The sequence below is a fragment of the Parabacteroides goldsteinii DSM 19448 = WAL 12034 genome (assembly GCF_000969835.1).
GTDB lineage: Bacteria > Bacteroidota > Bacteroidia > Bacteroidales > Tannerellaceae > Parabacteroides > Parabacteroides goldsteinii.
This window is the reverse complement of sequence record NZ_KQ033912.1, coordinates 886,095-902,970: the sequence shown is the minus strand read 5'-3', so window position 1 is coordinate 902,970 and position 16,876 is coordinate 886,095. Positions and strand designations below refer to the sequence as shown.

Genomic DNA, 16,876 nt, shown 5'->3' with positions numbered 1-16,876 from the left:
CATAGTTCTTCATGAACTAATATAGATGAAAAAGCGACAAGGAGATGTATTATGAATATAAGCCGTATAAATGAAGATATAATAGAACAAATCAGAAAAGGTTCGGAAAAGGCTTTTTCTGAATTGTTCAGTACTTATTATAGCTACTTGAATGCCGTTGCTTTATGTTACCTGGTCGATAAAGAGGCCGGTGCAGAAATTGTAGATGATGTTTTTATTAATATCTGGAATAGGCGGGATACCTTATCGTATCCGATTCATTATTATTTAGTACGTTCTGTTCAGAACGGGTGTCTCAATTACATTCGGGCACAAAGGAGTCAGCAAAATGTTTTGGATGAACACAAAGAACAAATGTTGGCTTTTCAGGAAAATTATATCCAATCGACTCCGGTTCCATTACAATATGTAGAAATGCGCCAGACGGAAGAAGAGATACGTTTAGCGGTAAATCAATTACCTTCAAAGTGCAGGATTGTTTTTGAAGAGTATTTCTATGCCGGCAAAACCGTGGATGTAATTGCCGATAATATGGGTTTGACTGTTAGTACAGTACGAGTTCAGTTAAAGAATGCGACTGATCGTTTGAAGCAAACTCTTAAACATCTGCTTCTTTTCTTTATCTGTTGAAATCTGTTTACTCCAGCCTTTTTTATTCCTTTTTCCGGAAAAGGATCTTTCATCACTATTGTAGAGTATCGAATTAAATAATATATTTGCATGTATAGTTGATCGGTTAAGTTGTTCTAATTAAAAACAGATGGGAAAATCTCTTAAAGATATTGCAGAAGCTCTTAAGGTCTCAAAAACAACAGTTTCATGGGTGCTGTCAGGACGTGGTGATGAACAAAAGATAAGTTCGGCTACTCAGAAAAAAATAATAGATTATGCTAAACAGGTAAAATATAGACCAAATTATCTTGCTAAAAGTCTTAGTTCGGGTAAAACGAAAACAATTGGATTGGTTGTTCCCTTCATAGGAGATACTTTTTATGCCCAAGTAGCTATGGAGGTTGAACTCGTGGCAGAACAACTGGGATATACCGTTACTTTTTGCAGCTCCGAATCTAATCCGGTAAGAGAAAATAATATAATCCAAATGTTACGATCGAAGAATATTGATGGATTAATCATAGCTCCTACTAATTATGCCAAAGGTGAATTGGAGAATTTAATACAAGAAAAATATCCGTTTGTTTTAATTGACCGTTTTTTTCCGGAATTGAATACTAATTATATTATTATAGACAATATCGGGTGTAGTTATAATCTGGTTAATAAACTGATAAATGAAGGCCGTAAAAAAATAGCCATTATAACTACGGCATCGGCTCTTTTTACCATGAGTTTAAGATATGAAGGATATAAGACCGCTTTGATCGAACATGATTGTTTTATTTCTCCTCACTTATATGGAGAGGTGTCACGCAATGAGTATGAGTTAGATATCATTCGTGTATTGGATACTATTTTTGATGCGGTCCCGGATGTCGATGGATTTTATTTTACTACGCATTATTTAGGAATGGAAGGGCTACGCTATTTTTATAAACGGAATATAGATGTCAGTAAAATAGGTTTGGCTTGCTTGCATAGTACTCCGAGTTTTGAACTTTTGGCTCCTAATATGCATATAGCGTATCTTCCTATAAAAGAGATTGGTCGTGAGTCTGTACGTGTATTAATAGAGAAATTAGAAACTACCGATAATGAAGACGAAAAGGTAAAACTGGTTTTGCCTGTATGTGATTAAAAACATATCGATCGTAAGATAGTATAAGAAAATCGGAATAAATGTCATTGTTTATCTCTGATAAGACACATATGTTTGCAAAATAATATTTTTTTCTTAGTTTACTTAACCGGTAAAGTTGATTAAGAGAGAAACATAATACCATGAAATATGAGAAGGCAATTTATTCTTTCAGTATGGATTTTCATACTATCATTAAGCTCGTTAAAAGCTCAGATTGCGGCTATAGATGTAGACAAAGGAGCCGAAAAGGTTGAAGTTGAAGACATAATCATTGTTTTCAAAATGCATTTTGATATTGGTTATACTGACTGGAGTGAATCTATTTTACAGAAATACACAACCTCTATGATGGATGAAACATTACGTTCAGTAGAGGAAACGGGTAAATTACCTAAGGAAGACCAATTTGTTTGGACTCTTCCTGGCTGGCCGATGAAATATATTATGGAAAATACCTCTGAGGCTTATAAATCCGGAATAGAAAAAGCATTAAAGGATGGACGTTTCAAAGTGCATGCACTTCCATTCACATTTGAGACTGAATCGAGTGATCTTGAAACATTGGTGCGTGGTATGTCCTATTCTTCGCAGATAAATAGAAAATATGACCAACCGTTGGTACGTGGAGCTAAACTTACCGATGTCCCTAGCCATTCTTGGATACTTCCTACATTATTGACACAGGCTGGTGTGAAGATTTTGCATATTGGTTGTAATCCCGGGTCCGTATCACCGGATATACCAACCCTGTTTTGGTGGGAGGGACCGGATGGTTCGAGGTTACTCACTTTTAACTGGGCGGAATATTACGGTTCCGGTGTACTTCCTCCGGCAACCTGGAAATATAAGACATGGTTAGCAATGATACATACGCATGAAAATACGGGTGCTCCGACACCGGAAGATGTTGCTGCTGTATTGAAAGAAGCTCGTGAAAAAGCACCTAATGCCCGGATACGTATCGGTCAGCTGGAAGATTTTTATGATGCCCTGATGAAAGAAAACCCATCATTGCCTGTAGTAAAGGGGGATATGCCGGATACCTGGATTCATGGATATATGTCGATGCCTAAAGAAGTAAAAATCAATAAGGCTATGCAGCGTGTCATTTATAATACGGAAACGTTGAATTCCTTACTCAAACAGTGGGACATAACTCCCGAACCGGTTGAACCTTATGTTGAAAAGGCTATTGAACAATCTTTATTGTTTGATGAACATACTTTTGGGCTGGCAATGAGTCATGGACACCAGGATTTTTGGAAATATGGGGACGATTTTACAGTCAGCAGGGCGCAAGGGATGTATGATTTTATAGAAACATCCTGGAATGAAAAAGGAAGTAGGGCACACCGCGCTGAACAATATATTATTCCTTCTTTACGGAAGGATTTGAAGAAACTGGCTCAGAATGTAGCCGTTAAAGGACGTAAAGTTGTTGTCTATAACCCGCTTCCCTGGAAACGTTCGGGTTTGGTCAGTTTCCATATGGGAGTTTATAAAAAAAATTTCCAGGTTTATGGTTTGAAGGATGAATTGACGGGTAAGATTCTGCCGGTATATAACGACTACAATCACATGTCTTTTTATGCGGAAGATATTCCATCCCTGGGGTATAAGACTTATACGTTGGTAACATCTCCTATATCTGAGGATTCCCGAAATTCCCGTATTGATGAAGTAAAAGCTGTGTTGGAAAACAACTATTTCAAAATAGAAATAAATAAGGAAAACGGTGCATTACTTTCTGTTTGGGATAAACAACAACAGAAAGAAATGGTCGATGGGAAGAATGAATATGGATTCGGAGAGTATATCCACGAGAAATTTGGTCAAGAGGAAATCAACCGTTATAATGCGAATTATGTGAAGCCCGGACATCATGGCTGGGCTGATCAGGAGATGGGGCGGCCGGAAAATCCAGACCTGAAATATGAAATGATAAAGGGCAGATTAAATAAAATCAAATATTTGCAGACCTCCCATTCAGTTAGTGCTACCGCATTCTGTCAGACAGGTGCTGGTGATGGCTATACATTAACCTATACGTTAGAAGATAGCTCCCCTTATCTGGAAATTTGTTGGGGGATACGGAATAAACCGGCTGAATCCCAACCGGAAGGTGGTTGGCTTGCTTTTCCGTTTAATCTGTCGAATCCTTCATTCCGGTTAGGGAGAACCGGCGGTGTTGTTAATCCGGCCACTGATTTTGTAAAGAACACCAACCATGATTATTTCTTCCTGAATACCGGTATGGCTATTATTGATAATCAAGGGAAGGGGTTTGGCTTAAATACACCGAATGCCCCGGCTGTCAGTCTGGACCGTCCCGGTCTGTTCCGTTTCTCCGGAGAGTTTATACCACAACGGCCTAATGTTTTTGTCAATCTGTTTAATAATCAGTGGGGTACTAATTTTACAGAATGGATAGAAGGAGGTTTTTCCGCCAAAGTATATCTGTGGTCGATCGATAAATACAGTAATGAGACTTCTCTGATTACACCGACAGAAGAAACGCGTGTTCCTCTGATGGCAACGTATACAGAGGATGATGGAGGTGAACTTCCGTTCTTTTCTGAAGGGATTACATTGTCCGAAAAAGGAATTTTAGTTACTGCTTTCGGACCGAATACAGATGGTGAGGGAGACTTGTTGAGACTTTGGGAACAAGCTGGTAAAAAAGGCAAATGTACTGTTACATTATCCGGAAAATCATATCGGTCTGCTCAATTCTGTAATCTGCGCGGTGAACCGTTGGGAGATTCGTTTCCAATTAAGAATAATGAACTGTCCGTCGAGATGCATGCCTATCAGCCTGTATCGATCATATTAAAAAGGTAATAAGGAATGTAATTAAATTAAGAAAATATGAATACGTTTGAGCCTGACTACAGAAATATTCTAAAGGTATTGTATAATCAGAAACCTGATTATTTGCCTTTGTATGAGCACAATATCGATGCCCCTTTTGTTTCTAAATGTATAGGGGAGGAATTGTCGTTAAATGGCCGTAAAAGCCGCTCTGATCTGGATGAGTATTTTAGTAAATATATTTCTTTCTGGAAAGAAAATACCTATGATGCATTCAGTTATGAAGCTGCGATTTGCGAAATCCTTCCCGGTCATGGGGCCATATTAGGGGGGATGCTCGGTCCTATTCAGACCCGCGATGATTTTGACAGATATCCGTTTGACGATATTCCCCGTATTTTCTGGGAAACATACAGGCCTCGGTTGGAGTCTATCCGGAGAGTGATGCCTGCCGGGATGAAAGCCTATGGAGGTTGCGGATACGGCATTTTTGAAACAGCTCAGGATCTGGTGGGTTATGAAAGCCTTTGTGTCATGCAGTATCTCGACCCGGAACTTTTTGCCGACATCTTCCGGAAAATCGGTGAACTCTACGAAACATTGTGGACTAAGATGTTGGAGGAGTACGACGATCTTTTTGTCTTCTATCGCATGGGAGATGATTTGGGGCATCGTATGGCAACTATGCTCGAACCGGATACGATCCGTCAGTTTATTTTACCGCTGCATAAAAAAGTGATCGATATCGTACATAATAAGAATAAGAAGTTCTTACTGCATTGCTGTGGGAATATCAAAGAGATCATGCCTGATATTCTTCAGAACGGGATAGATGCCAAACATTCGAATGAAGACCAGATATGTCTTTTTGATGAATGGATCGATAACTATTCGGATAAAATCGGCCTGTTCGGAGGATTCGATATGAACTATCTGATCCTGAATCCGTATGACCAGGTCTTTAACAAGGTTCTGGAGGAAGGTACCCGGTTCCGTAAAAAAGCGAACGGATACGGTCTGGGATCCGGTAATTCAATACCTGATTACATGCAGATAGAGGGGTTCTATGCAATGGTAGATGCCGTAAAAGAGATAAGAAGAAGGGAACAATTGACTAAATAAATAGAATAGTATGGAAAACACATTAGAAAGAATAGCACTTTGTGTCGAAGTGGGTAAGATCAATGCAAAAACTCCTTATCCTCCGGCAATGAAAGGGGAAGACGGAGCAGATGAACTGACACAGAAGGCTTTGGAGCAGGGATATTCCCCCAATGATATTTTAACAAAGGGATTGATCGTTGGTATGAACAATATCGGTGTGAAGTTCAAAGAAAATAAAGTGTTTGTGCCTCAGGTTCTGATGAGTGCAAAAGCTATGAGCGGTGGCATGCAACATCTGAAAAGATATTTTAATGACGGTTCGGTCAAACGTAAAGGTAAATTGATTATCGGTACGGTAAAAGGAGATTTACATGATATTGGTAAGAATCTGGTATGTATGATGGTGGAAGGAAATGGTTATGAGATTATCGACTTGGGGGTAGATGTTACCGAAGAAAAGTTTGTGGACGCTGTCAGAGAAAATCCGGATGCTTTTGTCGGAATGTCTGCTTTGTTGACAACCACAATGGTCAATATGGAGTCGATCAATACAGCTATAAAGGCAGAATTTCCTCAAGTGAAAACATTTATAGGCGGAGCACCTGTGAGCAGCGATTTTGCTCAGAAAATAGGTGCAGACTATTATACAGAAGAGCCTCAGCGGTTAGTAGAGATTTTAAACCAGTTAACATCTAATTGATATGACATCAAGAGAACGTTTTTTGACAGCATTATCGGGTGGTGTACCCGACAGAATTCCTATTATGGAACATCTTTTCAGTTTGAAACTTATGCAGGAGCTGTTGGGATATACAACGGTTTTGTATGATGGTAAAACACAGGCAAAGCTGGCTGCCAAGCTGGGTATTGATGGCATCTGGACGCCGATAAACGGTTTTTGTGGTATCGAAGAAACCCCTCATGAACCGAATGAGATATACAAAGATGAATGGGGCGTTACCTATCAGAAAAACGGCTGGCCGATCATCGCACAAATCGATACGCCTGTAAAATGCCGTGAAGATTGGGAAGCGTATACTTTGCCTCCGGTCGATACGCCTTATCGTCTCAAAATTTTCAAAGATGTGAAGGCTGCTAATACGGAAGACCTGGCAGTCGTGTTGGGAACTTTGGGACCATTCACCATGCTATCCTGGTATATCATGGATTTCGAGACATTGGCTATTACCATGTATACGGATCCGGAAATGGTACATGAAATAAATGAAGCAGTGTTGGAATGGACGTTGGGGGTTATCCGTTTGGCTATAAAGGAAGGGGGAGTCGATTGTGTACAAATATCTGATGACTGGGGTGGTACGAATGCTTTGTTGATTTCTCCGGATGACTTCCGTACTTTCTTCATCCCTTATTTCAAACGTTTGGTTGCCAGTATCAAGGAATTGGGAGTGCCGGTTATTATGCACAACGACGGGAGAATCTGGGATGTCCTTGACGATCTGGTAGATTGCGGTATCGATGGACTTCATCCGGTGGAAAGAGCTGCCGGGATGGATTTGAAAAAAGTGAAAGAGAGATACAAAGGACGGTTGACGCCTATAGGTAATATCAATAACAAAGTAACGATGGCATCTTCCAATCCGGATGATGTTCGTAAAGAAGTTTTGGAATGTATCAGGGAGGCTGCTGCTGATGGAGGATATATAATTGCGACAGATCATAGTATTCACGATCTGATCCCTACGGAAAATGTGCGATGTCTGATAGATACAATCAATAAGTATGGAAAATATCCTATAGACTTGACTTTCTGATGGAAATAATAATTTTAGTCGATAAGAATGGAGAGTTTAATTTAAATAAAGTATTTTTGATGTCGATCAATTATTAAAAACAAAGGGAGATTATGATACGGTTTGTATGGGTATTTGTTGTGTTGCTGTGTGGTTCTGTTATTTGTCAGGCTCAGAAATATAAAGATCCGGCAGCACCTGTGGAAGAGCGGGTAGAAGATCTGTTATCACGGATGACGCTGGATGAGAAAATTGCCCAGATGGGAATGATTCGTCTGGATGAAGCCGGAAAGAAGGGATTAAACGGGATTGGAGCTTGTGAAAGCCCTTTCATTAAAGCAGCCGACATTGCCGGAATATCGGCTGTTTCGAAACGTTTTTTCCGTGACAGTACCCGTTTGGGAATACCACCGATACAGATCGCAGAATGTTTGCATGGTTTTCTGTCTCATGGTTCGACCGTTTTTCCCCAGGCTATTGCCCAGGGAAGTACCTGGAATCCAGAACTGATAAAGGAAATGGCTTCGGTTATAGCCCTGGAAGCCAGTAGTGCAGGTGTTGATCAGGCTTTATCCCCTTTGTTTGATATTATACGTGACCCCCGTTATGGGCGGGTAGAAGAGTGTTATGGAGAGGATTATTATTTGGTCGGTGAGATTGGTTCCGCTTTCGTTCGTGGAATGCAAGGTGAACCAGAACAGACCAGAAAGAGAATAGGTACGGGCAAATTGATCTGTACAGCCAAACATTTTGCCGGATACTCCGCTCCGGTGGCGGGTATAAATCTGGGACCGACCTCTATCGGTGAGCGGGAGTTACGTTCTTCCCACTTACCGGCTTTCCATAAAGCTATAACGGAAGCGAATATTTATTCGGTTATGCCTTCTTATAATGAAGTGGACGGTATAGCGGCTCATGAAAGTAAGTTCTTGTTACAACAGGTTTTGAGAGATGAGTGGAATTTCCAGGGATATGTCTTTTCCGATTATGGTGCGATGGATATGCTCCGTTATTTTCATCGGACATCGGCGGACAGAAAAGAAGTTGCCCGCAAAGCAATCACGGCCGGCGTTGATTTAGAAGCACCCTCTCTGGAATGTTATGCTTCTCTGGCGGAATTGGTTGAGGATGGTACAATCCCTGTTTCGATGATTGATACCTGTGTAAAACGCATATTACGTGTTAAATTTAAAGCAGGATTATTCGAAAAAACTTATGCTTCCCCGGAAATATCCCGGCAGGTCGTAGGAAAGGCAAGCCATAAACAGTTGTCTCAACGAATAGCCGAAGAATCTGTTATTCTGCTGAAAAATGAATCGTCCCTTCTTCCGTTAAACCGTTCGTCATTAAAGTCTGTAGCCGTAATAGGTCCGAATGCCGATCAGGTTCAGTATGGCGATTACAGTTATACCAAAGGGAATTTGTCCGGTGTGACTGTTTTACAGGGAATTAAAGAGTTTGTGGGAAAAGGTACGACAGTACGATATGCAAAAGGATGTTCTATCTCCGGTGAAGGTAAGGATGGTTTTGGAGAAGCACTGGACGCTGCAAATAAGTCTGATCTCATCGTTTTTGTAATGGGCGAAACCAGTTCTACCTTGTCCGGCATCGGTTGGGGAGACGAATCGACTAATAAAGCAGACGATCCGAATACTTGTGGGGAAGGTTTCGATGTAACAGATTTAAATCCGTATGGAGTACAACGAGAGTTATTGCAGGAAATATATAAAACCGGCAAACCGGTCGTTCTGGTTCTGGTACATGGACGCCCCTGGTCGATAACCTGGGAGAAGGCCCATATCCCGGCAATACTTGAAGCCTGGTATCCGGGAGAGAAAGGCGGAACAGCGATTGCCCGGATATTATTTGGAGAAGTAAACCCGTCCGGACGCTTGTCTGTCAGCATCCCTCAGAGCGTAGGCCACGTTCCGGTCTTTTATAACCATAAGCCATCCGGCAGAGGTTTTTACCATTCACCGGGTACAAAAGAAAAGCCAGGACGCGACTATGTCTTTTCTTCTCCGGACCCATTGTTCCCGTTTGGTTACGGTTTGTCTTATACTACATTTGAATATTCGGGTTTACAAGTTTCTAAAAAGAGATTTGGCCCGGATGATAAGATATAGGTTTCTTTGGACGTAACTAATACCGGAAAGAGAGCCGGCAAAGAAGTTGTCCAGTTATATGTTCGGGACTTGATAAGTTCCGTATCCATCCCTGTAAAACAATTGATAGGCTTCGCGAAAGAAGAGTTGGTTCCCGGAGAAACAAAGCGGGTGACCTTTCAGGTTTCTCCCGATGAACTGGGACTGTGGAATGAAAATATGCAATATGTGACCGAACCTGGCGAATTTGAACTGATGGTAGGCCGTTCTGCGGAAGATATCCTGCTAAAAGAAAAAATAGAATATATGGAATAACATATTTGAAACCTGAGTTCAAGACAGGACAAGCCGTACAAATATTCGTATTATTAATATTGAACGAATAAAACATATATATCGAATGAAAGGAACATATATGTGCTTTATTCGTTTGATATATATCAAACGAATAAATGATTAGGTACGCTTTCAGTAAAGCTTCTAATGAATTGAACCACTAAAACGGATCTTTTTGGACTTTTTTTGAAAATAATTTGATTTCATCTAAATTATTTCCGACCGGGATGTGTATTAATATAAGAACGGTTAGAAAAAAGTCATATGCAAGATAAAGATATATTATTTGAGAATTTAATGAACGAATACGTATCGGGTTCAATAACCGATGAAAATAAAGGTGTTTTGTTTTCATTGGTGGAAGAGTCTGATTTGTATAGAAAGCAATACGAAGAGATGGTCAAGTTGTATGCCCTTCTTCATGTCCCTGCTTTTGAGGCTCGAAAAGATTCTGAATATACAAATTTGAAAGAGAAGTTACATGTATCATCCGGTATGACAATCGGACGTAAATGGGTAATCTATGCCCGGAATGTAGCTGCGGTTATCTTATTAATGGTAACAGTTTCTTTAGGTTCCATATTTACATATGAAGAACTGGATAATTCCGGAGATATGCTGTATAACGAGACAACGGTACCACTGGGTTCACAGACAAAGATTCTTTTGCCGGATGGCTCGACAGCAGTCCTTAATTCCGGTTCTATTCTGAAATATCCATTATCTTATGGAAAGAAAGAGCGTAATGTTTATCTGGTAGGGGAGGGATATTTTGAGGTGGCCAAGAACAAAGAAAAAGTATTCCAGGTACATGCCGGAGATATGAAGGTCAAAGTGACGGGTACTGTTTTTAATGTCCGGTCATATCCCGAAGACCTTTCAGCCGAAGTTTCCCTGATTAACGGAGGGGTAGATGTTTCTGTCAATAATAAATATGTCCGTTTAAAGCCTGATGAAAAAGCTATTTATAATCGTGGAACAGGACAATTGTACAGCGAAAGCACTGAATCCTATAAGTCAGCGTTGTGGACAACCGGAAGGCTGAGCTTTGTGAATACTTCGTTTGCCGAAATATTGAAAGACATAGAACGGAAATATAATGTAAAGATTCATGTAGAAAGTGATAAGGTCGAAAAGGAATACTTTTCAGGAAGTATCAATCTGGAAATGTCGCTTCAGGAAGTGTTTAATTTTATTGATGTGGATAATAAATATCGGTTCGAAGTAAGCGGTGGTGTTATTTCAGTGAAAGATAGATAAAGAGAATGATTAGTTTTTATGTTTAACCTAAAAAGTATTATTATGATAGAGAGTGGATAAAAAAGGAATCGGAGATGGTTGGCACTTCTCTCCGATTCACAAAAGATTTTAATTCAATTAGTTGTTAACTAACAAATTTCTTACAAAGATATGAAAAGAAATTATTCTTTGATAAAACAATTAAGTTCATTTATAGTATTGAGCGCAATAACCTCATCTGTGTATGCCAATACTATAATGCAAGATCTAAAAATTACTATAAATCGTCAAAATGCTCCCATAAGCAGAGTGCTTGACGATATAGAAGAACAGACCGGTTATTCCATTTTGGTGCGTAATAACGACATAAATGTGAAGAAGAAGGTTTCGGTAAATGCAGACAATAAAACGATCGAACAGGTATTAGCCTCTGTTTTTAAAGGGATGGACGTGCGATATGATGTTGAAGGAAAGACAATCTCCATTTACAAACCTGATGTAACCGTAGTCCAGTCTGTTAACCAGCAGAAACGTATCGTAAAAGGAGTCGTTGTCGATAAAAACAATGAACCGGTAATCGGGGCTAATGTCATAGATAAAGGTGACAAGACGAATGGTACCATTACGGATATAGATGGTAAATTTACTTTGAATGTCGCAGATAATACAGCATTGGAGATCTCCTTTATCGGGTATAAGTCTCAGGAGATACCAACGAAGGGAAAAATGAACCTGAATATTGTCCTGATGGATGATACGGAACTGCTGGATGAGGTTGTTGTGGTCGGTTATCTGACACAGAAAAAAACGTCATTAACAGGAGCTGTGTCAAACATGAAGATGGAAGAAAACCTGACGACTATTCCGACAGCCTCGGCTGCAAATTTATTGGCAGGAAAAATGGCGGGTGTCAATATCTCTTCTAAAAACGGGCTTCCGGGAACAAATCCGAAATTACAAATCCGTACCATCTCTTCCTGGAAAGAGGAAAAATACAATCCGCAGCCGGTAACTTATGTCATTGATGGTGTCGTTAGGGATGCTACGTCTTTCAATGCGATGAGCGCAAATGAAATTGAAGATATTTCTGTATTGAAAGATGCGGCTTCGGCAGCTATTTATGGATCACGTTCGTCCGGTGGTGTTGTTATCGTAACGACCAAGAAAGGTAAGATTGGCAAGCCGACTATCAATTATTCGTATGGTTTCTCTGTCGATGCACGTACGAAAGGTTATGATCTGACGGATGGTGTGCAAACGGCCGAGATATATAACCGTGTTAATCCTGAATCTACCAGTAAATGGACACAGGAAGAGATCGACCATATCGCTTCTATTAATGGCGGATACGGATATAACCAGTTGGATGAAGTATATCAGAACCCGACTACGCAAACGCATAATTTGAATATCTCGGGTGGTAATGACCGGATTCATTATTTTGGAGCTGCTTCCTACATGAAACAACAAGGGTTCTTGTCTCCGCTTACATACGATAAATATAATATCCGTATGAATGTGACGGCTAAAGTGACTGACGATTTTGAATTGTATACCGGATTTTCATTAACCAATGACAAGATCGGTCGTATTGCCAGTGACGGTACGGATTGGGCATACGATACGTATGGTAAATTGCGTATTTGGCAACCGGAGCAGCCGGTATTTACCGATAGCGGAAAATTGGTTGATTACGGTTGGATCGGCAATGTGGGTGCCCGTGTATTGGGTTATGACGGATATCGTTATGATAAGCGCCTGAATCCGACATTTACCGTAAAGGGAACATATAAAATACCTTTCTTGAAGGGATTGAGTGCCAGTGTTCAATACAACAGGACTTGGACGCACAATACGGTGAACGGGTATTATACCAACTATGATATGTATATCACCAAACATAGTGGTGCCAACGGACGTATCATGTCTACACGAGATGAAGATATTGTCGGGGTTAAGCGGTCCAGCCAATATGGCAGGGATTATTTGCGCAAGGATTCCAAATGGGGAGATACTCAACAGTTGAACTTCTATTTGAATTATGCCAATACGTTCAACGATGTGCATAATGTGGCTGCGGTATTATTGACAGAGTGGTCCGAAGGGTTCAATGACAGCGTTTATGGTCTCAGGGAAACTTTCCCGACTTATATGACCGACCAGTTTTGGGCGGCAGGTAGCTCGCGAGAGTTCACCTCCGGTGGGGGAGATCCCTCTTCTAAAAATGGACGTATGTCTTATGTAGGACAGTTCAGTTACTCATATGCAAATAAATATTTGTTAGGTTTCTCTTTCCGTGAAGACGGTTCCATGAACTTTGCTCCTTCTCAACGTTGGGGGTTCTTCCCGGCAGGTTCTGCTGGCTGGGTACTGTCTGAAGAAAACTTCTTCAACAAGAAATGGATTCAGTTCATGAAGCTTCGTGGTTCTATCGGTCTGACCGGTGATGACTCTGTCGGTGGATGGCAATGGCAAGAATCTTATACGGCTGTCAAGCTCAATGATAACAATAATGTCTTACCGGCTTATTTCGGCAAGAATCCTTCTAAACATGTCGGTTTGAATTACGGTAATGTAGTCAATCCGAACCTGACATGGGAAAAGGCATTGAACTATAACGTCGGTTTGGATATGACCTTCCTGGATCATTGGAATTTGAGCGCAGATTATTGGTTCCGTAAATCATACGATATCTTGGATAATCGTCAGGCAACATTGCCTACTACTTTTAGCCGTGACATGCCTGCCGAAAACTACGGTAAGATGAACGCGCAAGGTATCGACTTGCAATTGGGGTATAAGGGAACAAGCCACGATTTCAACTACTATGGTAATTTGACTCTGTCTTATGGATGGAACGAAATCAAATATAAAGACTACGCTGAAAACGCTCAATGGATCGATATTCCTATCGGCACATCTACAAGTCGTTGGGTTGCGTATGATTTCGATCGTATTATCCGTACACAAGAAGAGTTGGACGCTTTCAATGCGGAACATCCGAATTATTCATTTAAAGGTATGAAGCCGGAATTAGGTATGCTTGTTTATAAAGACCATTCAGGTCCGGATGGCACACCCGATGGCGTTGTCGATAGCTGGGACCGTGTAGTGTTGCGTGATAAGAACTTCCCGGTACAATATGGCTTGAATTTGGGTGGTAGTTGGAAAGGACTCAGTTTGGACATGATGTTCTCCGGTGAGTTGGGCAGAGACCGTTCCTTCCGTGATTTGGCGGGCAATGTGGAATGGAACCGTGTATGGGCTGAATGGTATGACAACAGTTGGACTCCTGAAAACCCGAATGCCATGCTTCCGAAACAGATGAGTGCAAATGCTCCGGGATCATATAAGGACGATGACTGTCAGTTCTGGTTGAAGAAGACTAATTTCATGCGTTTGAAATATCTCACATTGAGCTATGACCTGCCGAAGGGACAGTTATACAATAAACTATTTGACAATGTACGGCTTTTCGTGACTGGGTCTAACCTTTTTGTATTAAGTAGCTTCAAATATTATGATCCTGAACTGGAACATGGCAATGCCTATCCGATTATGCGGTCATTCAATTTTGGTATTGATGTGAAATTTTAAATCTGAAGTAAACAATGAAACGATTCAAATTATTAGCAGGTCTGCTTTGTGCTTTTCTTATGTATGGATGCAGTCTGGATTACAAAATACAAATTCCATCACACCGGACGGAGTATGGAAAAATTCTGAAATGATCAATGCGTTCCTGTCTAACATTTATGGAAACATGATGCCCGGTTGGCCTATTGCTGCCAACAATACGGATGAGGGTATGAATGGACCGACAGAAATGAACCAGTATGTACGTGGAGAATATTCCGTAGATATTAGTGGGCAAGGTTTGGATTATCGATTTATAGAAAGGATTAATTTCTTTCTAACGAATCTGGAAACGGTTGAACTTTCTGTTTTGACTCAGGTAGAGAAAGACCGAATGCGCGGACAAGCCTTGTTTTGGCGTGCGTGGGATTATTGGGGAAAGGTGTTCACATTGGGTGGTGTCCCTTTGATCTTGGAGGGGCAGGATGTATCTGATATCAATTCATTGTTGGTGCCCCGTAATTCAACAAGTGAATGCATGGCACAGATCGTGAAAGACTTGGATGAGGCTATTTCTTTGCTTCCGGATGTATGGGGAGATAGCGATTATGCCCGGATTGATAAAGGATGTGCTATGGCTTTCAAAGGACGTGTTCTGTTGGCATACGCCAGTCCGCTATTTAATCCGAACCACGATCAGACTCGTTGGCAGCAGGCCTATGAGGCTAACAAAGCCGCAGTCGATTTCTTGCAGGGCGTAGGTAAAGGACTGTATCAAGGTAAATATGCAGATATTTGGTATGACGAACAAAACTGCGAGGTTATCATGGTGAACCAATTTTTCGGTCCGGACCATTATCTGGATCAGAAGAATATCCGACCGCTTCCTTTGACAAAGGATATGGCTGATCAGAACGAGGCTATCTTGCCATTGCTGTTGGCTTTTCCGAAAGCGGATGGAACACCGCTGGAGCTGGATGTAAACCGTTTAGCCAATGATATGGATTATAACCATGAATTCGTAAACGAGTTCTATAACAACCGTGATCCACGTTTCCATGCCACGATATTTTGTCCGGGTACGGAGTATCCCTGTAACGACGTACTTATCGGTGACAATAAATATTGGAATGGTTGGCATATCCTGAGCGATGGAGCTTATGCTCACCTTACCATGGATGAGTTCGGAAAAGCAGCCGGAGCCAGTTCGAACTTCTATCAACGCAAAGGTCTTGACTATAACATTAATGCCAGTAAAGTATATGAAGCTCAGGTTGATTGGGTTGAAATTCGTTTCACAGAGGTGTTGATGAACTATGGTGAGTGTGCAAATGAAGTTGGTAAGAGCAGTGAAGCATTGCAGGTGCTATATGATGTCAGGAAACGTGCCGGTATAGAAAACACAACAGGTAACTATGGTATTACAGCTACTTCACAGGGTGATATTCGCGAAGCATATATGACCGAACGTTACATCGAATTCGCTTACGAGGGTAAACGCTGGAACGACTTGCGTCGCTGGAAACGTTTCGACATCCTGAACGAAATCAAATACCGTTCGTCTCTTTGGTTGGTTATCAACGATTACAGTGTGGTGAAAAATGGTAATTTCGATTGGACAAAAGACATGTTCGATCCGGAAGTCAATAAACTTTTCCGTTTCGATTATATCGAATGCGTGGATGGTGACAAGGCTCTGTATCGTTTTAACCTGGATAATAACCATTGGTTCTATCCGATCAAGAAGAATGATCTGGACCGCAATTCCAAACTGGAACAAAATAACGAATGGGGCGGTACTTTCGACCCGTTGAAATAAGTTTGATTTGAATTGATTGACTAAAGCATGCAGATATTTTCTGTAAAGATTTGTCTGCATGCTTTTTCATACCTTATAAGCAAAACACTTTTAATATTTAAATTTATATACTCTCTCACACGTTTGAAACAGGCGCGCCTGATTGACTATCCGGTGACGTTGTATGTCGGTGCGCGTCCGGACAACGGGGGGAATGACAGGCCTAAGATAGAATAGGCTTGGATGTGATAAGCTCCGGTATCGTGGCGAGTTATGCTTCGGTATCGGAGCTTACTTTGTTTTTGAGGAGGATGTTAAGGTGGTTAAAAGCACTAATAATCCACTGAAAAGGCAGTTTTTTGCTATGTTTTGGCAAATAGCCAACCTGTATTTTTGT

The 16,876-nt window shown here is 40.9% G+C and carries 11 protein-coding genes; all 11 read left to right on the top strand.

Annotated features, from left to right (window positions below; all coding sequences use genetic code 11):
• The first annotated feature begins 51 nt into the window (after window positions 1-51).
• Entirely contained in the window at window positions 52-630 is a 579-nt protein-coding gene (locus HMPREF1535_RS03595; protein ID WP_007654789.1) for an RNA polymerase sigma-70 factor, read from the top strand.
• 130 nt (window positions 631-760) lie between these two features.
• A complete protein-coding gene (locus tag HMPREF1535_RS03590) occupies window positions 761-1,753 on the top strand; it encodes a LacI family DNA-binding transcriptional regulator (protein WP_010802019.1) in 993 nt (330 codons plus the stop codon).
• 150 nt (window positions 1,754-1,903) lie between these two features.
• Window positions 1,904-4,597, top strand: a complete 2,694-nt coding sequence (locus tag HMPREF1535_RS03585; protein WP_046145330.1) for a glycoside hydrolase family 38 N-terminal domain-containing protein — start codon at window positions 1,904-1,906, stop codon at window positions 4,595-4,597.
• Window positions 4,598-4,624: 27 nt separating this feature from the next.
• On the top strand, window positions 4,625-5,689 hold the full coding sequence (locus tag HMPREF1535_RS03580) for a uroporphyrinogen decarboxylase family protein (protein WP_046145329.1): 1,065 nt from the start codon (window positions 4,625-4,627) through the stop codon (window positions 5,687-5,689).
• Between the two features lie 10 nt (window positions 5,690-5,699).
• Window positions 5,700-6,371: a corrinoid protein gene (locus HMPREF1535_RS03575; RefSeq protein ID WP_046145328.1), complete on the top strand. Its 672-nt coding sequence runs from the start codon at window positions 5,700-5,702 to the stop codon at window positions 6,369-6,371.
• 1 nt (window position 6,372) lies between these two features.
• Entirely contained in the window at window positions 6,373-7,446 is a 1,074-nt protein-coding gene (locus tag HMPREF1535_RS03570; RefSeq protein WP_046145327.1) for a uroporphyrinogen decarboxylase family protein, read from the top strand.
• A gap of 92 nt (window positions 7,447-7,538) precedes the next feature.
• A complete protein-coding gene (locus HMPREF1535_RS03565) occupies window positions 7,539-9,551 on the top strand; it encodes a glycoside hydrolase family 3 N-terminal domain-containing protein (RefSeq protein ID WP_052716643.1) in 2,013 nt (670 codons plus the stop codon).
• A gap of 6 nt (window positions 9,552-9,557) precedes the next feature.
• Window positions 9,558-9,845 carry a fibronectin type III-like domain-contianing protein gene (locus tag HMPREF1535_RS25040; protein WP_052716642.1) on the top strand — a complete coding sequence of 96 codons (288 nt, stop codon included), beginning with the start codon at window positions 9,558-9,560 and terminating at the stop codon, window positions 9,843-9,845.
• Window positions 9,846-10,130: 285 nt separating this feature from the next.
• Window positions 10,131-11,126 (top strand): FecR family protein, encoded by a 996-nt coding sequence (locus HMPREF1535_RS03560; RefSeq protein WP_046145326.1) that lies wholly within the window; start codon window positions 10,131-10,133, stop codon window positions 11,124-11,126.
• 288 nt (window positions 11,127-11,414) lie between these two features.
• Complete coding sequence (locus tag HMPREF1535_RS03555; RefSeq protein ID WP_242507916.1) at window positions 11,415-14,702, top strand: TonB-dependent receptor; 3,288 nt, start codon at window positions 11,415-11,417, stop codon at window positions 14,700-14,702.
• Between the two features lie 67 nt (window positions 14,703-14,769).
• On the top strand, window positions 14,770-16,500 hold the full coding sequence (locus tag HMPREF1535_RS03550) for a RagB/SusD family nutrient uptake outer membrane protein (RefSeq protein WP_244275569.1): 1,731 nt from the start codon (window positions 14,770-14,772) through the stop codon (window positions 16,498-16,500).
• Window positions 16,501-16,876: the final 376 nt, after the last annotated feature.